Source organism: Microcoleus sp. Aus8_D2 (genome assembly GCF_036702665.1).
GTDB lineage: Bacteria > Cyanobacteriota > Cyanobacteriia > Cyanobacteriales > Microcoleaceae > Microcoleus.
Genome location: NZ_JAUBUN010000012.1, coordinates 29047 through 46566, shown reverse-complemented (window position 1 = coordinate 46566; position 17520 = coordinate 29047). Strand labels below are relative to the sequence as shown.

Below are 17520 nucleotides of genomic sequence, written 5' to 3'. Positions count from 1 at the left end.
CCGGAGATGATATAAGATCGTGTCCGGTCGATTACATAAAAAAAACGGAACGCACGTGCCCCCGAAGAGTCCGCAGCATGAGAGCGGACTCTGGGCGGGGCACTACGAACGAACTAATCTGATTGCGGTTAATCGATCGGACACGATATAAATTATAAATTTACTGCGGTTTCCAAACCGCGGTGCCAGCATTTAAGTCCTTGTCGTTTGTCAATTTTGTCAATCCAGAACCGTCGCGATTAATTACATACAAATTGCTTTTGTCATTTTTGATGTCATCAAATGTAAAAGCAATTTGCTGGCTGTCAGAAGACCAAGCTAATTCAGAAATTCCCGACAGTCCTAGCCGAGAAGCTAGTTGATTTAGCTGAGCACCGTCAGCGTTTATTGTGTAGAGTTTTTTATGGTTGAAGTCTCCGGCGGCGCAGGCGATAAGTTTGCCGTCCGGCGACCAGGAAAGTGCATCGTAGTTTTGGGGTTTTTGGGTGAGGTTTTTGGCGGTTCCCCGGTTAATGTCGATCGCATAAATATCCTGCTTTTCTCCGCTCAAATCGCCCGCTTTGCCATGATAGTAAGCAATCCGGCTGCTGTCGGGCGACCAAAATAGCTTGACGCTATAGACTTGATGTTGCGGGTTGTTGGTCAAATTCTTGAGGTTGGTGCCGTCGGTATTGATGGTGTAAACTTGCTGTTGGGGATAGGTGCCGGAGAAAAAAGCGATTTTTGTGCGATCGGGCGACCAAACAAGTTCGCTACCGCCGGATGTATACTCGCCGGGACTTTTCGTTAATTTAGTCATGCCCGAACCGTCAGCATTCATTTTGTAGATATTTTTATCCTTGATAAATGCTACCTGCTGACCGTCCGGTGAAAGATAGAATGCCGATGAAATTTCTGTTTTAGCAGGTTGTCCTCCTACTTGCAAATTCCGAATTAATTTAGTTCCTTTAATACCCGAAGTGTCGCTCGTATAAAGTGATTCACTACCGGGAGAATCTGAGGTGAAACCATTGCAAGAACGGGCACAAACAAGTTTTTGGCTGTTGGAAAACCAAACTATTTCAAAATTAGCTGCTTTGCAAGCATCCCCAGCAAACTGTTTAGTTAGCCGGGAACCGTCAGCCTTGACTGTGTAAATGTCAGTGTTTCCGACAACGAAAGCCAGTCGATCCCCATTGGGCGACCAAACTACGGTATAGCTAACATCTAGATTGGGTGTAAGTTCGCGGCGGGCCAAACTGGTAGCATTGACGGTAAATAAACTGTTTCTCACCTCGCTGCCGCGCCTGTGGAGAGCTGTAAACGCCAGTATCCTCGGTTTTTGGGCTGCGGTTGTCGGAGGGCCCTGAAGGCCCAAAAACAGGGTTATTCCGAGTGTTAGGGCGATCGGGGCGATCGACCAAAACCGCCCTAATTTATGGAACCTGAAAAGTTGCAGAAGTTGCCACAAGTTGTTCAGGGGCGGGCAAGATGCCCACCCCACAATCAACTTAAACTCTTGTGGAACAGGCATCTTGCCTGTTCTAAATCCCAGTGGGAAAGGCAAATTAAAACCCATTTTCTCGATTCAGAGGCTAATTTTTACAGTGTTTGGCGATCGATATGTCGCGACAGCATCAAACTCTGCTTAATTCTACCAATAATTAGCTCAAACATTTTTTTGCGGGACGGATTCTTGCTGCTCGGTGGCATCCCCAACTCGCAACACATCAAATTCAAATCAGTTGCACTCATAGCCGACAATTTTTGCCTCACCTCTAATTCATGACCCTTCTTAGCTTGTAAACGCAGTTCTTCATAAACTTCGAGAACATTGCCCGCCGATAAATTAGCAGGTTGATCGACATCAGCAACAGTAGGTAATTCCGAAGTTTTCGACCCAGCCGAAAGCACTCCCTGCTTGACTTGATCCTCAATCCTAGTTAATTTCTTGGAAACTTCACGCAAGATAGCCTTAAGTTCGCTAATTTCATCAACCAATCCTCCGCTTTTTTGCTCACCAGCAGCCAAAATATCTTTTTTAATCATTTCAGATACTCCTCACACTCGCGCCAAAGTTGCTCAAACTCTCTAACTAATTCTCGCGGCAATTCTCCCTCATTAATCGCCCGTTTTAGCCCGACGCTTTCCCGAATCGTCGATTCTAAAAATCTCACTTCTATGTTATTGTCTTTAGATATTTCAGCACAAAGTCTCTTGACTTCTCTCATGTAAAACTGAACTTCATTTGTCAGCAATCCTCCATAGATTTTAGCTTTATTCATAAACACGGCAATTTTGGGAAACGGGTAAGGCTCAATCCGTTTCTGGAGCGAGTTTAAAACTAAACTCAATCCCCTAGAACCAAAATAATCTGGGTTGACGGGAATCAGTATTAAGTCGCAGGAAGAGAGGACGCTGTAGGTGAGGAGACTGAAGGAAGGCGAACAGTCAAACAGCATTAAGTCGTATTTGGGGAGATTGGGAGAGTTGGCGATTTTCCCGCTGAACCTGCGGATGAAGTCTTTAACACTTTTCCCCTCAAATCCATCTAAATCTAACCAATACAATTCTTCAACAGAAGGGATAAAATGCAACTGTTCGTCAATCTGATAAATGGTGTCGAAACCAACGGGAAATTTAAAGTTCTGTCCGGCTTTTTTAAAGACTTCGAGAGCGTCGTAAATTGTGAGTCTGTGCTTGAGAGATTTTTCGTACCACTTACCAAATTTGTCATCTAAATGACCAGTGTTTTCGTTAAGCCCGATCGCCTCTGTGAGCGACATTTGCGGGTCTAGGTCTAACATCAAGACTTCTAAGTCGGTTCCTTGCGATATAATATTTCCCAGACTCCAGGTGACGGTGGTCTTTCCGACACCGCCTTTGAAGTTGATTACTGCTATGGATTTGGGGTTCATGGCTGGGTATGCTTAGGTTTTGCTCAATTTTTTATTAAAACATATTGTGGAGGTTAATTGAAAGGGCGATCGTATACCAGAGTCACGATGTGTCAACTGAGACAAGAAGGAAAGTGAGATCGATAAAATCATCATAAAATAAACATGAACTGATGTCAAATCAACCTTTTTTCTTACCGTTAGATGCCTTGAAATCAAATACAATTTGTCGAGATATTTAATCAATTATAATTCATTTTAAGCGGGTGCATATCACTTTTGAAGAGGGCGAAGCATGACCGCATATAAGTTATTAGTTATCATCTTATATTCACGGAGGTCATGCGAGAGCCCCGGAGCGATATATTCGCCAAAACCAGATGCACCCTTTTAAGCCATCATAATTTTCCTGTTCATACATCATTAAATTCCTCGGCTGACAATTCAGATTTCCAAGTCATTTTAAGGCATCGGGCTCGTCCTCTTCATAAACCATTAAATCTCCCGGCTGACATTTCAGTGCTCTGCACAAAGCGCTGAGAGTGGCTTCATCGATTCGGGTGAGTCGGCGACGGGTTTTGATTTTAGACACGGAAGTGGGGTGCATTCCCATTAAAGCAGCCAATTCTTTATTGCTGATATTGCGATCGGCCATCACAACTGCCAATTTCCAACGGATCACTGCTGATGCTCAACTGCTAGCGATAACTTTGCAAGCAGATGTTACCATTCTGCAACGTTCACGAGCTGATATCCGAGAACAAATTCTGACTTTTGCCATTTGGTGTCGCCCCTTCAGGTGTTTGACTCATCCCGTTTCGCCTCGGCTTGCTCTTGCTCTTGACACCAGTTTTCTATTAATTGACTTCCGACGCTGCTCATATCCCTTTGGGCACGAACGCACAAGGCTTTGAACCTGATTTTCAATGCCTTGGGAATTACAAGTTTGATGGTGTTTTGTTCGCCTTCAACCCTTGTTCGGTTAAGAGATGGCTCGAAGTGTTCGATCGAGGCTGTTTCAATAGCTACCAGCAGACTAGCGTCGCTGCATTCGAGCCAAGCAATGCGAATATTACCGCTCATTACCTTTAGCTGATACCAGCGATGATGTGCTAGCCAACGCTGTTGAAGGTTCTTAGTGCTGCCAATATACAAAACCGCATCACCGTCCAACACAAAGTATACGGCAGGACACACAGGCAGTTGAGAGCGATCGGCAAGCGGCAGTGAGGGTAGAGTTAGCGGTTTAATCGTCTTTGGATTCATTGAACTTACCTTCCTTCTGTGCTCTTTCGAGCCCTTCCTCCACCAAAAGTAGTGCCATTTGGGAAATCGAACGACGCTCAATACTCGCCAGTTTCTCTAACTTCTCCTTGATTTCGGGCGGGGGGTAAAAGGCAACTCTTGGAGATTTTGCAGGACTCACATTGTTTGGGGGTAGCGTGTTCACCATGTCATTTTAGCTGACTGCAAATTTTTTAGAGCTTTTTTGAGCTAAAGTAGCACACCGTAGTTTAATTTATGCTATAATAATCTAACAACCAAAAACAAAACCCCCACCGCTCAGACTCATGATCGTTCGGTGGGGGCTTGAACTCCCATATTTAGGAGAAACCATATGATATCACAGCCAAAATCTGTTCCCGAACTGCTTCGGGAAGAAATTCCCGACGTACCTCAAGGGAAACAACCGATTCGTTTGCTCATTTGCGGGGTTCCGAAAGCGGTAGAAAGCATCGTCAATCTGCTGCAGGTTTTGGGTTTTGCACAAGTTGGGGAATGGAGTCCGCCTCTACCGTCGCCTCTAGCGGGTGAGGTAATTCGGATTTTAACTCGTTACTGGAAAGAATAGTCTTTGAGGGCGATCGCACTTTTTGTGTTAAGTGCGATCGACCTTTGTGTCTCATTGAAGGGCGATCGCATAAATATCAAAGAAACCGGGCTTTTAGCAGTTTCTGCGAGGTGTGACGAGTATTCAAGGGAAAAACCCGGTTTCTGGCCTCCCGTAATTTGAGATAAAATACGGACAAGGCCTAAACATGACAAACAATTCATCAAAGTCAAATATTATGCAAGTTGTCATTCAACCTCCCTCCCTCATTGAAACCGGAATTAAAGTCGAAACAGTCAATAATCGCCCTTTGTTCAAATTTACCGATCGCCTTCAACTCCATCTAGAAACCCTTCTGGAAAAAAATAAAATTAATGACCTAACCGCTGAAGAACAAGACGAACTCACCGCCATCAACGAACTCGATCGGCTTTTTACTTACCTCAACTCCCTCCTCCTCGCTCAAACATGACCCTTACCGAAGCAACCCGCCAATATGTCAGAGAACGGGCTAAATACCTTTGCGAATATTGTCACTCTCCAGAAGAAATCAGCACCTCTCGTTTTACCATCGACCATATTAAACCCCGTTCTTTAGACGGTACTGATGATGTCAATAATTTGGCGCTTGCTTGTAGCCGTTGCAATCAACGCCGTTACAATTTTACAGTCGCTAGCGATTTAGAAACTCAATCGGAAGTAGCTCTATTCAATCCTCGAATTCAGCAATGGCAAGAGCATTTTATTTGGACGGGGGAGGGTACAAAAATTATCGGAGTTACAGCAATTGGTCGCGCTACTTGCGATCGGCTTGACGTGAACGACGAACGCTATCAAGGAGAGCGATCTATTCAGGAAGCACGCGGTTTATGGATTAAAGCTGGCTGTCATCCACCAACAGACGATCCCAGAGAAATGCAATAAACTATATTAATCAAAACTAAAGAAACCGGGTTTTTAATGACACTTAAAGGCAGGAATGCAGTATTTAGGATAGGACTTACACACGAGTGGTCAGATCTATTGAGATGGAGGTTTAGAGCCTTTCTTCCTATTACTGTCCCTGTGGGTAATTTGAAGGTTCTCTATAGAATCTACTCCCCCAATGCTTAATGGTGTATTATGATCTACCTCAATATCATCTCCTATAAATAGAGGATCTCCTGAGATAGCACAGCGATTATCTTGTTCTCTAAGTTTTTCAAACTTTTCGGCTTCAGAAAGTTTAGTTTGTCTTGGCTTTATTGCATACTTTTCGTAAAAATTTTGAGCTTTTGACCGAAATAAGTCTTTTGTGAAATTTTCTGAATTCTTCCTCAAATCATAAAAGATATTTTGCAAGTCTTGTTTTATTTTTAACCTATTAAACTTAACCATTTCAAGATTAAGTGGATTGACAAGATACCACAGAATGTAAAAGTCTTGTTTTGTACACATGAACGAACTTGTCTTTTTTGCGCTTTGAATAGCAAATTCAATTCATCACCAAAAAACTTATCTAATGCTTCTTTGGCTCCTTCAACATCTCTATCCAGCAAAATAAGCTTCACTTTTTTTACAAAGCTTTCTACATTCTTGATACCTTTGAGAAAGTTAGTCTTTACCTCTTCATCTTCAAAAGCATTTTGAAGTAGCCTAGTAATTTCGTGTGATGGAACTCTTAAATTGATGCCATCATTTCTATTATAAATAGACCAACTCTTATCAGCATCCTTTCTCTTCCGGTGCTGATATTCAAGGTACGCTAAGGATGTATAAAGCTCTTCATTTTCCATCCTGTCTCTATCATTACTGCTCTTGACAAGTTTGATATAAAACCACTCTCTATGCCGATCGAGATTTTTTCTGATAGTTTCAATAATATCTCTATCTACCCAAGAATTCCACATCTCGAAAGAATTCTCTCTAATCGGATATGGCTTGTTATTGAGCCTAACAAAAAGATCAACTGGGTTAAACTCTGGATTAAGATTTTCTTGAATTTCGACTACCAAGAGTCCAAAGTCTAAAATTTTATCTTGTAAAGAAGCATCAAAATCCTTAAGATCGTTGTAGGTTTTATTGTTTAAATGCTTCAGTATTTTTAATCCTTTTAAAGGAAAGCCAGAGTTTTTGCTTGTACATTGATTACCGTTCTCATCCATGTAGCTTTTACCTATAAAACCTAAAATTGTTAGTAGACGTTGTTGTCCATCTATCACTTCAGAAACATCATCTTTACGCTTATAAATAAAGATTGGAGGAAGGCTGATGCCTAAAAGAATACTTTCAATAATTGAAGATGCTTTAGATATGTTAATTACTTCCGATCTCTGGTAAGAAGGACGAACGAGAAACATATTACGATCCATCACTGTCGCAATATCATCTATTGAATTTAGCGATGGTTCTGGTTTTGTTACTCTTAGAGAGGCTAACTCACCGAGTATTGTAACCGTATCATCATTTTTACTCTTCCTAATCAGGTTTAATTCATCTCTTGTCTTCTTGTTACCCTCTAAATAGACACGAAAATTTACACTAAATTCCTGCTCAAATAACTTCGCCGTAAACGAGAAACGTTCTTGAACATTACTATAGTAGTGAGAATCAATAAACTTATGATTGTTATCTGAAATTGCCTGACCTAAGCGTTCAATCAGATCGTTATTATTCACCTCAGATAAATCAATTTGTTCAGCATCTAATACTTGAATTACCCATAACAAACATTCAAAAGCTGGTCGTTTTAAAATTAGAGTTTTATCTGTAAATATCTGCTTCATTCGATGAACCAGACGAACTTTTTCTACAAATTTATTACATAAATCATCTATATTATCTACTTCATTTGTCATGTGTTCATACAATTTATCTAACGTTTCAGTTCTGTTGTTTCCCCATGAGTAATACCTAATAGGAAACTTGTAGAGAACTAAATACCTACGAATAAACTGTAGTATTCTTCCGCGATCGGAAACTCTTTCACTCTCCTTCGGCAAGAAAAGGTCAGTAATCATGTTACAGAATTCAGAGTCTTGTTTTACCAAATTCTTGAATTTCCGAAACACTGAATCTGCATCATAGAGAGCATTATCTATTTCTGGTTTCTTTAAAGGGGTTATACCAGAATTATATCTGCCAAATATTTCCTTCTTAACCTTGTCTTCAAGGGCTAAATCAAGTCTATAGCCTTTCTCAGAAAGATGAGGTACTTGACGGCCAAACCGGGCATAGGCCAAACCGGGCATAGGCCAAACCGGGCATAGGCCAAACCGGACATAGGGCATAGGGCTATGGACATACCTCACTTTTTTGAGAACCGCTATAGGTTCACTAACTATTTTAAATTCTATGATTATAATTTTTGCGGTTAAAAATAAATTGATTATACTTTTTGTTTCAGAACTAGCTTGTAAAGACTCATAAGTTGCTTTGGCAATCTGCTTTAGTGCTTCCAGACCATTCCTTGTTAAGGAAAATTCATTTTCTTTAAACCTTTTGATCGTCTCAAATCTTTGCCTTCCATCAATTACTTCAGTACCAGATCCGTTATCAAAAAATATAAGAGGAGGGATCTCAGTCCCCAACAAGATACTTTCAATAAAGTAAGTTGCTTTATGGTCGTCCCATACATAATTTCTCTGATAATACGGCTTGTAATTGATTTTATTTAAATTCCGTAAACTAAAAAGTGATTCTATAGATATTGAATAGGTTCCAATCTTCAAGTGCGATGTAAAAATTTTTTCAAAGTCTTCTTGTGTTAAAAAGCCACTCATTCTCAAGTTCTCGCTTACATTTTGTACAATGGGTAGAGTCTTTAACTATAGCATAGCAACACCCCAAACTCTCAACCTCGCCCAACTCCCCCAACTCCTGCAAACCCAACTCACCGAAATCAACCTCGCCCAAACTTTCCAACTCTTCTGCATCGACACCAGCAAATTCATCGACACAGATAACCCCGCCCTCGAAATCTACGAACAATTCCTCGATCGCAACTGTCCCCAACGCCCCACCGGCGAACCCGAAACCCTCCCCCAACTCAAATCCTACTGGAATCAACTCCGCCGCGACAGCGACAAACACCCCATCCTCATCTTCTACCAAGACCCCACATCCCCCGCCGCCCAAGGTTTGATCCCTACTTTCCTCAATGCCCTTACCCGCTTCGGCGGTACAATCTGTCTCATCGCAGATACGCCTCACCCACCCCTGCAAACCTTCTCGCCCCATGACCCCGATTTACTGCAATCTGTCGTAAATTGGCTCAAAAGAGTTCATTTAGAGTCCTGAGTTATGATAGTTTCAGAAAATCCCCTTTTTACAGCGCAAAAGTTTAAACCATTAGGAGTAGAACTCGATTGAACTTTGAGATTTTAGGAGAAATTCGCGACATTGAAACTATTGCTATTGGTAACTCAATTCGAGAACTGAAACGACTACAAAAAGCTTAGGGTTCTGGACGCTGGCGCAAGCTGAAAGGACTCACGACCATTCAACTTGAAGATGGGACAATATGCGAGGCAGAAATTCACTGGTACGAAGCGCATGGAATCGGCAAAAAAGAGATTAAGCTCAAATATATTTTGGAGTAAAAGTTATGGAATTTGTGGTTTGCATCAATAACGAAGACTACTCAGCTTCCTTAGAAGTCCGCAAAATTTATCAGGTTTTGCCAAACACTCAGGCTAATTCTCATCAAATGATTCGCGTCATTGATGAATCGGGAGAAGATTACTTATACCCAAGTCGTTATTTTATGCCAATTGAACTCTCTGAACCCGTCCAACAAGCTCTTGTTGCTTCCTACTAACCAAAGAAACCGGGTTTTTCGCAGATTCTACGAGGTGCGGCGAAGTATCCTCGAAAAAACCCGGTTTCTGACTACGCGCAAACCCAAGAAACCGGGTTTTTCGCAGATTCTACGATGTGTAGCGAGTATGCTCGAAAAAACCCGGTTTCTGGCCACCCGCGAACTAAATTTGCCCTGTTTTGTGATATAATTAAAACCTTAAAAAAAATAGAACAAAAAAAAGCTATGTCTGAAATTACTCTAGACGAAACCAAGCTTAAAGAATTACTCAAAGCAGCTATTTTTGAGTTAGTAAAAGAACACAAAGAAGTATTTTCGGAAATTGTAACAGAAGCCCTAGAAGATATAGGGATGGAAAATGCTATCAAAGAAGGCGAAAATACTGAAACAGTCAGTCGCGATCGAATCTTCAAGATTCTGAAGGGACAACCATGAATGTTGAGTTTATAAAAAGCTTTGAAAAGGATTTGCTGAAGATTCTTGATGCCGACTTGTTTCAAAGAATTCAGGAAGCGATCGAAGATGTTGAGAATGCAGAAAAATTAAATGAAGTCAGCAATCTTAAAAAACTCAAAGGCGATCGAGACTACTATCGCATTAGGCTAGGAGATTACCGCATCGGTATTAAAGTTAATGATGGCGTAGTCTGTTTTGTCAGAATACTGCATAGGAAAGAGATTTATAGATACTTTCCCTAATCAATTTAATTTAATATCAATCACGTTCGTGAATTGATTTACATTCCCAAAAAAATCCAGGCCCAACCGTCAAAACTTGTTCTGTTGGCATGAACAATTCCCAATAGGGAAGTCCAGAATCATCTGGGAAATCTGGCTGTAAAATTAGTTGGTAATCACACTCAAAAACTAGAGTGAAACTAATATTATGAGCAGCAATCGCAAAATCAATCAATTCTTTATTTTCCAATTGCTGCAAAACTTTTTTGACAGCATCTATTTCTACCTCATCTATTTCTGCATCTATATCTACTAGCAAGGAAGAAGTTAATATGCGATCGCCTTGCTTGAAAACCCAAGGTGTTGCCCTTGTGCCAAATTGCCAACTACCTTTGCATAGATGTGCTAATTTTGGGTGAGTATAGGCAGACATCTCACCAAAATCTAGCCGTAATTCATCCCTATAACTAAATATAACCTGATGACAAATTTCTCCGATTATCGGTTTCGTCATTATCTGCTAAAATATCTTGTAAGATTTCTGGTGTTAAGCCTCGCTGCGCGGCTCTGTCAGAAATCTCTGCCATAACCTGGGTTAAAGTTTTGTTATGTAAATTTTATCTAAAAAACAATTGAATAATCGAACTTAACTCTTGCTGAGTCTTAAGACTAGCTTCTTCAAACGCTGTCTTAATATTTTCATCAACTTGAATCGTAATTATTGCCATAGACCTTAAAAATAGTTGACAGTTGACAGGTGACAGTCAGATTTTTAGGATGGGGTATAAATCCCCATCCTAAAAATATTTTATTTTACCGTTTCACCAACTTCTTAGACACCTTCCGCAAGCGAATTGATTTTGGTGTTACTTCCACCAATTCATCCTGGCCGATGTACTCCAAAGCGCGTTCCAAACTCATATCGACTGGTGCTTGCAATTGCGCCAATTCTTCACCACCAGATGCGCGGTGGTTTGTCAACTGCTTCGACTTGCAGATATTCAGCTCCATGTCTTCATCTCGGTTGTTTTCTCCGATAATCATCCCTCTGTAAACCTTGGTTCCAGGGGTAATGAAAAATACGCCACGGTCTTCAGCATTTTTCAGTGAATAAGTAGTTGCAGTTCCTTCTTCAAAGGAAATCAATACTCCGTTGCGACGGGCGATAATTTCTCCGCCGAGGGGGCGATAGTCGAGGAAGCTGTGGTTCATAATTCCAGCGCCGCGAGTCAAGCGCATAAACTCGCCTCGGAATCCAATCAAACCGCGAGCGGGGACTGAAAATTCGATTTGGGTGCGGCCGGTGCTACTGACGTGCATATCTTGCATTTCTGCTTTCCGCTGACCGAGGCGTTCGATGCAGCCGCCGACTGCTTCTTCGGGTACGTCTAACACCAAACATTCAAAGGGTTCGCAGGGACGACCGGCGATTTCGCGGAAGATTACTTGCGGTTGAGATACTTGGAATTCGTATCCTTCGCGACGCATATTTTCGATCAGGATTCCGAGGTGGAGTTCGCCACGGCCGGATACGAGGAATTTGTCGGGAGAGTCGGTTTCTTCGACGCGCAAGGCGACGTTGGTTTGGAGTTCTCGCATTAGTCGATCGCGAATTTGACGCGATGTTACCAAACTACCTTCTTGACCGCAGAACGGCGAATCGTTCACGGAGAAAGTCATCTGCAAAGTCGGTTCGTCTACTTTGATTAAAGGTAGGGCTTGCGGGTCGTTGGGACAAGTAATTGTCTCGCCAATATACGCATCAGCAAAACCGGCAACGGCGACAAGATTACCAGCAGAAGATTCTGGGATATCAATCCGCTTCAGGCCTTCAAAGCCCATTAATTTGGTGATTTTTGACTTGACAAGCGCGCCGCTTTCTGTGATTAAAACTGCTTGTTGACCGATTCTAATCGTGCCGTTGTGGATGCGGCCGATGACGATGCGGCCGACGTATTCGGAGTAATCTAAGGTGGTTACTTGCAGTTGCAGCGGCTTTTCGGGGTCGCCGACGGGGGGCGGTACGTGGTCTAGGATTTCTTCAAACAGGGGCTTCATATCTACCCCTTCGTCTTCGAGGTGTTTTTTGGCGTAACCGCTTAAACCGGAACCGAAGAGGTAGGGAAATTCGCACTGATCGTCGTCAGCACCTAGTTCGAGGAACAGATCCAAAACTTTATCGACTGCTTTGTGGGGGTCGGCTCGATCGCGATCGATCTTGTTGACAAATACGATCGGGCGCAGTCCTTTTTCGAGGGCTTTTTTGAGCACGAAGCGGGTTTGTGGCATCGGGCCTTCGTTGGCGTCTACGATCAGCAAACAACCGTCTACCATGCCGAGAACTCGTTCGACTTCACCGCCGAAGTCCGCGTGTCCGGGGGTATCGACGATGTTGATTAGGGTTTCACCGTATCTGACGGCGGTGTTTTTGGAAAGGATGGTAATGCCGCGTTCGCGCTCAATGTCGTTGGAGTCCATGACGCAATCTGGGACTTCTTCCCCTTCGCGGAAGACCCCGGACTGTCTGAGGAGAGCATCCACAAGGGTGGTTTTGCCGTGATCGACGTGAGCAATGATAGCAACGTTGCGAATGGGAAGACTCATAATGCGTCTGGAACGTTAAACGGATTTAACTAAAGATTTCTTAATAATTGTAGCGCATGGAGTCAAGGGGCGATCGGGCGCGACTGTATAATTAACGTGCTGACCCGCTAAAATTGAAATTATGGAAGCGCAACCCAAGGAAATTCAGCGTTATAGCCAGCCTGACGGCAGAGTTCCCTTTGATGAGTGGTTTAGTTCACTCCGAGATGCTAACGCCAAAGTTAAGATTGACACGCGACTTGACCGCCTTCAGGAAGGCAATGTGGGAGATTCTCGCTCAGTGGGAGAAGGTGTCTGCGAGTTGAGGATTAATTATGGCCCTGGGTATCGAGTTTATTTTGGACAAGTTGGATCGACAATTGTACTTTTGCTCGTAGGTGGCGATAAAAGCACTCAAGATCGAGACATTCGCAAGGCTAAACAATACTGGACAAATTATAGGAGTTGAGACAATGACTAAGAGTCTACCTTACCATCCCTTTAAAATTTCTAATCTCAGAGATCCAAACTATTCTGCTGCTTACCTCACAGAGATTTTTGAGGAAGAAGAAGGAGATTTGGAATTAAAAATCATGCGAAAAGCGATGAGAGATGTATTTGAGGCTCTGGGTGAACCAAATATGTCTGCTGATGATGCTAAGTTGCATCTGGAAAAGTTAGATTCTTTGTTGGCCGTAGAAGGAAGTGCGACAATTTATGCTTTGGCTAGTTGGCTAAAGGCTCTGGGATTGAAGTTAACCGTTGCGGTTGATGCAGGAAATGAGGAAAGTTCTGCTAATGTTGCTGAGTTCGCGGAAGTTGGTAATGTTTGATTTTCGGCTTCATGCCGGTTGAAAGTAGAAAACGTCATAATCAAACTAACTGTAACATTTTTCCCATGGTTTGAGGATCTGGTAAAGTTTTTCCCTCTTCGTCGGAAGATTCGATTAAGAGTTCTAATACTTCTTGGGCATTCTTGAGAGCTTATTCATAGGTATCTCCATGAATGTGAAAAAAAGCTCCCCACTCGGGAAGACTGGCAACCAAACAATTATCTTCTTCAGACCATTGAATTAAAATGGTGTAGCGATATTTAATCATTTTTCCGCCTCTTATTGTTGTCTACTTTCCTATCCCAGCCCTTCAAAAAGCCTCGAGACACTGTTTCACAACAACATAACTTTTTCGCAGCCAATCCACCTGAAAACCTGACAAACCGTGCTTAATCTTACCTACCAATTTACCCCAGTTGAAAAGCTCCTCGACACCGCGACACTGCCGAAATTTCCCCTCGTAAAACTCTACCCAAAATGCTGGTGCTTGCTGCTGAGTTTTCCGCCAACGCTTCGACCACCGCGTACAGTCTTGCAGCGTCGGCGGCTCTACTCCTAAAATTGGTGGCATATCTGCGTAACTCACAAATTTGCTGAGGCTAACTCCCACAACGTGGATGATATACGGCCACAGCCGAATCTCGCGAATCTGTTCGGGCTTGACTTTCAAGACTTTGGCTACTGCTTCTTTTGTCACAAATCGAGCCAGTGGATTTATTTGCTTGGCTTCTGAGTGTTGTGTTGCTATCATAGTGGGTGCGTCTGATTGAATGAGTGCGTCTGATTGAATGAGTGCGTCTTAAATAAGTGCGTCTGATTTAAGTAGGTGTCTCTGATTCGATCGGAGTTTGTTTGAAAAAGCGATCGCCCTTTAGTTTCCAAGGCCACAGGGCGATCGCTCTTTAATCTTTAATTACTTTAAGGCAAATACTTGCCCTTTGTCAAGCATGGGATTGGTGAGGTTGCGAATTCGAGAGCTGGCTGCCGAGAACGGCTGGACTTTGACAGAGGTTGCCGATCGCTCGGGAGTCCACTACAGCACGCTGAAAAATTACGCCCGATCGCCCGGATTAGCAACCGTTGACGTTACTTATCTGCAAAAATTAGCTCGAACTTTTGATGTGTTGATAGAAGACTTGTTTGAGGTTGTGGAAGAATAAGTTGCCGTCGGCGTTTCCTCCGTTGGGGATCTAACGTTCATTTATATAAAATAATATAGGTGAGATTTCACCGTCATGTCAAGAGGCGAATTGATCAAATTGCGGATTCGAGAGTTTGCTGCTAGGGAAGGTTGGACGCTCAAAGAAGTAGCCGATCGCTCCGGGGTATCCTACAACACCGTCAAAAGCTACGCTCGATCGCCCGGTATGACAATGGCTGACATCGGTGCTCTGCTAAAATTGGCGCGGACGTTTGATGTGTCGATCGAACAATTGTTGGAATTTGTCGAATAAGTAGCAAATGACACTTAAAATAAATCAGCGCCAACCAATTTGACTAAAACGGGCGATCGACTGTAGGCCCAAATAACAGAGTTGAGAGTTGGCGGATGGGACGGGGCTCCGTCAGGAAGAGAGTATATATTCTCAGCGGCAATGGTAGGTGTGCGATCGCCCAGAACCGTCTACAATTTGTAACGTTGAGCCTTATTGAAGTGCAGGAGTGGAGCTGGCTTGGATAACGCTAGTCTGTCGAGAAAACCCCCGCAAGCCTCGGAGCTTGCCGCCGACGAAATTCCAGAAGCAGTGCGAGACCACCCATACCTAGAAGCAGGAGGGAGTCAGTCCAAGAAAAAAGGGCTGATTTGGAAACTGCTAGGGTTGGGCGCAGTAGCCTTTGGGGTCAGCATCTGGCTGCACCTCAACTTTAACTTTTTCCCAGCCACCAGTCGGGCAGAGCCAACTAAACAAAACCCAGCACTGGCGACTTCGGCGCCTGGATCCGCCCCGAGTCCAGCTACCAACTCAAAAGCCGCCACCCCAGACAACCTGCTGGGACACTTGCCTTACCCAGAAGCACCAGCCCAAGACTTGGTAAACGTCACCCCCGACGGTAGCGTCAAACTCCGCACCTCAGCAGCAGCAAAATATCAAGAAATGGCCAACGCCGCCGCCGCATCAGGGATCTATTTCGCTCCCATATCCGGCTTTCGCTCCCTGGAAGACCAACAACACGTATTTTTTGATGTGAAAGCCGAACGGAAGCAAAACGCCAGCAAGCGAGCCGAAGTCAGCGCTCCTCCAGGTTACAGCGAACATCATACGGGTTATGCGATCGACCTCGCCGACGGCAGCGCACCGGATACCAACCTCAGTCCCAGCTTTGAAAATACCCAAGCATTCAAGTGGCTAGAAGCCAACTCCGCCTCCTTCAGCTTTGAAATGTCATTCCCCAAAAACAACCGCCAAGGCGTCAGTTACGAGCCTTGGCACTGGCGGTTTGTGGGCGACAGACAAAGCCTGGAAACTTTCTACAAAGCTCATTCTCTCAAAAAGTAGAAGATAGTGGGCAGTTGACCGCTTGACAGTTGACAGTTGGCAGTGGGCAGTTGACAGTTGACCGCTTGACAGTTCACAGTCAGAAGGAAAAAGGAAAAAGGAAGGTTTTCCACATCTCTCCCTCTCTCCCTCTCTCCCTCTCTCCCTCTCCCCCTCTCCCCCTCTTTCCCTCTCGGGCCAAACAAGTGATTGCAATCTATCCAGGCAGCTTTGACCCCATTACCTTCGGTCACGCAGATATTATCGAGCGGGGATCTAAACTGTTCGATCGCATAATTGTTACCGTAGTCAAAAATCCCAGCAAAACCCCTCTGTTCACCGTAGAAGAACGGATCGAGCAGATCCTGCGCTCTACCAAACACTTGCCAAACGTAGAAGTAGACAGTTTTGAGGGTTTGACAGTAAACTATGCTAAGATTCGACAAGCCAAAGTGCTGCTGCGGGGACTCCGGGTATTAACAGATTTTGAAATGGAACTCCAGATGGCCCACACCAATAAAACCCTTCTGGGCGAAATTGAAACAGTTTTTTTGGCAACTTCTAACGAGTACAGCTTTTTAAGTAGTAGTGTAGTTAAAGAAATCGCCAAGTTTGGTGGCTCCGTAGATCATCTTGTTCCGAAACACGTCGCTCTAGATATTTACAAATGTTACGCCAGCAGGAACCAACTCGCATCGAACCCGACACTACCGGACGCAGCACTGAGAATGAATCACCTCAGAACACAGCCGCCTTCGGAGACGAGACCAGAACCGCAGGAGTAGACATCCAGCGGGAATTGAACCGGCTTGAGGAAATTGTTCTCGACAGCCCGCGCATTCCCATGACCAGACGCACTCTGGTGGATGAAGAACAGTTGCTCGATCAGTTAGACTTGGTGAGGCTAAATTTGCCGCTCGCCTTTGAGGAATCCGAGACAATCATCCGTCACAAGGACGAACTGCTCCAAGAAGCTCAACTCTACGCTCAAGAAGTGATAGAAGCAGCAGAACAGCGAGCGGCAGAACTTTTAAACGATATGGGCCTGCTCCAGCAGGCGAAGATAGAAGCAGATCAGTTGCGACAGCAAGTTTTGCTCGACTGCGAAGCAATTCAGCAGGCGACGCTGGCGGAAGTCGAACAAATTCGCTACCAGGCTCAAGAGGAACTGGAAGAGATGAGAGTCAGGGCGATGGCTGAATGCGAGGAAATTCAAAACGGCGCCGACGATTATGCTGACCAAGTGCTCGATAATATTGAGCACAAGCTGAGCGATATGCTGCGCGTGATCCGCAACGGGCGCGATCGGTTGGATAGTGTTTCGGCGTCGCACATCCACCACAACAACGGTTAGTTAACTGCTTTCGATCGAAGCAAGCGTTACTTCCCGGTAATTTTCGGAATTGGCGGGCGATCGGGTAGTAGGGAAACGGCCCAGCATCCGT

At 43.9% G+C, this 17520-nt stretch carries 26 protein-coding genes; 14 read left to right on the top strand and 12 right to left on the bottom strand.

All coding sequences use genetic code 11. The annotated features are described in order from the left end of the window. Positions 1-160 precede the first annotated feature (160 nt). From QUB64_RS12110 to QUB64_RS12085, 6 genes are all read right to left on the bottom strand, one after another. A complete protein-coding gene (locus QUB64_RS12110) occupies positions 161-1513 on the bottom strand; it encodes a hypothetical protein (protein ID WP_333269457.1) in 1353 nt (450 codons plus the stop codon). A gap of 68 nt (positions 1514-1581) precedes the next feature. After that, on the bottom strand, positions 1582-2028 hold the full coding sequence (locus tag QUB64_RS12105; protein WP_333269458.1) for a hypothetical protein: 447 nt from the start codon (positions 2026-2028) through the stop codon (positions 1582-1584). Next, positions 2025-2897 (bottom strand): ParA family protein, encoded by an 873-nt coding sequence (locus QUB64_RS12100; protein ID WP_333269459.1) that lies wholly within the window; start codon positions 2895-2897, stop codon positions 2025-2027. Before QUB64_RS12100 ends, QUB64_RS12105 begins: the two co-directional genes overlap by 4 nt. 436 nt (positions 2898-3333) lie before the next feature. Continuing rightward, positions 3334-3558, bottom strand: coding sequence for a helix-turn-helix domain-containing protein (locus tag QUB64_RS12095; RefSeq protein ID WP_333269460.1), 225 nt, complete (start codon positions 3556-3558; stop codon positions 3334-3336). A gap of 113 nt (positions 3559-3671) precedes the next feature. Beyond that, positions 3672-4142, bottom strand: a complete 471-nt coding sequence (locus tag QUB64_RS12090) for a GIY-YIG nuclease family protein (protein WP_333269461.1) — start codon at positions 4140-4142, stop codon at positions 3672-3674. Then, positions 4123-4329 (bottom strand): ribbon-helix-helix domain-containing protein, encoded by a 207-nt coding sequence (locus tag QUB64_RS12085; protein ID WP_083888202.1) that lies wholly within the window; start codon positions 4327-4329, stop codon positions 4123-4125. The genes QUB64_RS12090 and QUB64_RS12085 overlap by 20 nt, the downstream gene beginning before the upstream one ends. Before the next feature lie 165 nt (positions 4330-4494). Between QUB64_RS12085 and QUB64_RS12080 the strand changes: the two genes are divergently transcribed. Continuing rightward, the gene (locus tag QUB64_RS12080) at positions 4495-4728 is read left to right on the top strand and encodes a hypothetical protein (protein ID WP_333269462.1); all 234 of its coding nucleotides are present in this window, start codon (positions 4495-4497) and stop codon (positions 4726-4728) included. Here QUB64_RS12080 and QUB64_RS12075 read toward each other — a convergent pair. Beyond that, the gene (locus QUB64_RS12075) at positions 4713-4931 is read right to left on the bottom strand and encodes a hypothetical protein (protein ID WP_333269463.1); all 219 of its coding nucleotides are present in this window, start codon (positions 4929-4931) and stop codon (positions 4713-4715) included. The two genes, QUB64_RS12080 and QUB64_RS12075, sit on opposite strands and share 16 nt — an antisense overlap. Positions 4932-4945: 14 nt before the next feature. Here QUB64_RS12075 and QUB64_RS12070 point away from each other — a divergent pair, with 14 nt between their 5' ends. Next, on the top strand, positions 4946-5179 hold the full coding sequence (locus tag QUB64_RS12070; RefSeq protein WP_333269464.1) for a hypothetical protein: 234 nt from the start codon (positions 4946-4948) through the stop codon (positions 5177-5179). Beyond that, a complete protein-coding gene (locus QUB64_RS12065) occupies positions 5176-5631 on the top strand; it encodes an HNH endonuclease (RefSeq protein ID WP_333269465.1) in 456 nt (151 codons plus the stop codon). The genes QUB64_RS12070 and QUB64_RS12065 overlap by 4 nt, the downstream gene beginning before the upstream one ends. A 96-nt stretch (positions 5632-5727) precedes the next feature. Here the strand turns inward: QUB64_RS12065 and QUB64_RS12060 are convergent, their stop codons facing one another. Further along, positions 5728-6084: an HNH endonuclease gene (locus tag QUB64_RS12060; protein ID WP_333269466.1), complete on the bottom strand. Its 357-nt coding sequence runs from the start codon at positions 6082-6084 to the stop codon at positions 5728-5730. After that, a complete protein-coding gene (locus QUB64_RS12055) occupies positions 6063-8468 on the bottom strand; it encodes a DUF262 domain-containing protein (RefSeq protein ID WP_333269467.1) in 2406 nt (801 codons plus the stop codon). Before QUB64_RS12055 ends, QUB64_RS12060 begins: the two co-directional genes overlap by 22 nt. Positions 8469-8496: 28 nt before the next feature. Between QUB64_RS12055 and QUB64_RS12050 the strand changes: the two genes are divergently transcribed. The 4 genes from QUB64_RS12050 (at position 8497) to QUB64_RS12035 (ending at position 10203) form a co-directional block, all read left to right on the top strand. Continuing rightward, positions 8497-8985: an NACHT C-terminal alpha/beta 1 domain-containing protein gene (locus QUB64_RS12050; protein ID WP_333269468.1), complete on the top strand. Its 489-nt coding sequence runs from the start codon at positions 8497-8499 to the stop codon at positions 8983-8985. A 307-nt stretch (positions 8986-9292) separates the two neighbouring features. Further along, positions 9293-9505 (top strand): hypothetical protein, encoded by a 213-nt coding sequence (locus tag QUB64_RS12045; protein WP_333269469.1) that lies wholly within the window; start codon positions 9293-9295, stop codon positions 9503-9505. Positions 9506-9730: 225 nt separating this feature from the next. Then, positions 9731-9940, top strand: coding sequence for a hypothetical protein (locus QUB64_RS12040; protein ID WP_333269470.1), 210 nt, complete (start codon positions 9731-9733; stop codon positions 9938-9940). Beyond that, on the top strand, positions 9937-10203 hold the full coding sequence (locus QUB64_RS12035) for a type II toxin-antitoxin system RelE family toxin (RefSeq protein ID WP_333269471.1): 267 nt from the start codon (positions 9937-9939) through the stop codon (positions 10201-10203). The genes QUB64_RS12040 and QUB64_RS12035 overlap by 4 nt, the downstream gene beginning before the upstream one ends. 16 nt (positions 10204-10219) lie before the next feature. On the opposite strand, the gene QUB64_RS12030 is transcribed toward QUB64_RS12035, so the two are convergent. Then, positions 10220-10615 carry a hypothetical protein gene (locus QUB64_RS12030; protein ID WP_333269472.1) on the bottom strand — a complete coding sequence of 132 codons (396 nt, stop codon included), beginning with the start codon at positions 10613-10615 and terminating at the stop codon, positions 10220-10222. 380 nt (positions 10616-10995) lie between these two features. Then, positions 10996-12786, bottom strand: coding sequence for a translational GTPase TypA (gene typA / locus QUB64_RS12025; RefSeq protein ID WP_333269473.1), 1791 nt, complete (start codon positions 12784-12786; stop codon positions 10996-10998). A 121-nt stretch (positions 12787-12907) separates the two neighbouring features. On the opposite strand from typA, the gene QUB64_RS12020 reads away from it, so the two are divergent. Continuing rightward, a complete protein-coding gene (locus tag QUB64_RS12020; RefSeq protein WP_333269474.1) occupies positions 12908-13234 on the top strand; it encodes a type II toxin-antitoxin system RelE/ParE family toxin in 327 nt (108 codons plus the stop codon). 4 nt (positions 13235-13238) lie between these two features. Then, a complete protein-coding gene (locus QUB64_RS12015; RefSeq protein ID WP_333269475.1) occupies positions 13239-13598 on the top strand; it encodes a helix-turn-helix domain-containing transcriptional regulator in 360 nt (119 codons plus the stop codon). Positions 13599-13908: 310 nt separating this feature from the next. Here the strand turns inward: QUB64_RS12015 and QUB64_RS12005 are convergent, their stop codons facing one another. Further along, positions 13909-14349: a hypothetical protein gene (locus tag QUB64_RS12005; protein ID WP_333269476.1), complete on the bottom strand. Its 441-nt coding sequence runs from the start codon at positions 14347-14349 to the stop codon at positions 13909-13911. A gap of 196 nt (positions 14350-14545) precedes the next feature. Here QUB64_RS12005 and QUB64_RS12000 point away from each other — a divergent pair, with 196 nt between their 5' ends. From QUB64_RS12000 to QUB64_RS11980, 5 genes are all read left to right on the top strand, one after another. Beyond that, entirely contained in the window at positions 14546-14758 is a 213-nt protein-coding gene (locus QUB64_RS12000; protein ID WP_293131940.1) for a helix-turn-helix domain-containing protein, read from the top strand. 75 nt (positions 14759-14833) lie between these two features. After that, the gene (locus QUB64_RS11995) at positions 14834-15052 is read left to right on the top strand and encodes a helix-turn-helix domain-containing protein (RefSeq protein ID WP_333269477.1); all 219 of its coding nucleotides are present in this window, start codon (positions 14834-14836) and stop codon (positions 15050-15052) included. 219 nt (positions 15053-15271) lie between these two features. Next, positions 15272-16096 carry a M15 family metallopeptidase gene (locus QUB64_RS11990; protein ID WP_333269478.1) on the top strand — a complete coding sequence of 275 codons (825 nt, stop codon included), beginning with the start codon at positions 15272-15274 and terminating at the stop codon, positions 16094-16096. 185 nt (positions 16097-16281) lie between these two features. Further along, positions 16282-16860 (top strand): pantetheine-phosphate adenylyltransferase, encoded by a 579-nt coding sequence (gene coaD, locus QUB64_RS11985; RefSeq protein WP_333269479.1) that lies wholly within the window; start codon positions 16282-16284, stop codon positions 16858-16860. Further along, positions 16743-17429 carry a DivIVA domain-containing protein gene (locus QUB64_RS11980; protein WP_333269480.1) on the top strand — a complete coding sequence of 229 codons (687 nt, stop codon included), beginning with the start codon at positions 16743-16745 and terminating at the stop codon, positions 17427-17429. Before coaD ends, QUB64_RS11980 begins: the two co-directional genes overlap by 118 nt. The last annotated feature ends 91 nt before the right edge of the window (positions 17430-17520 follow it).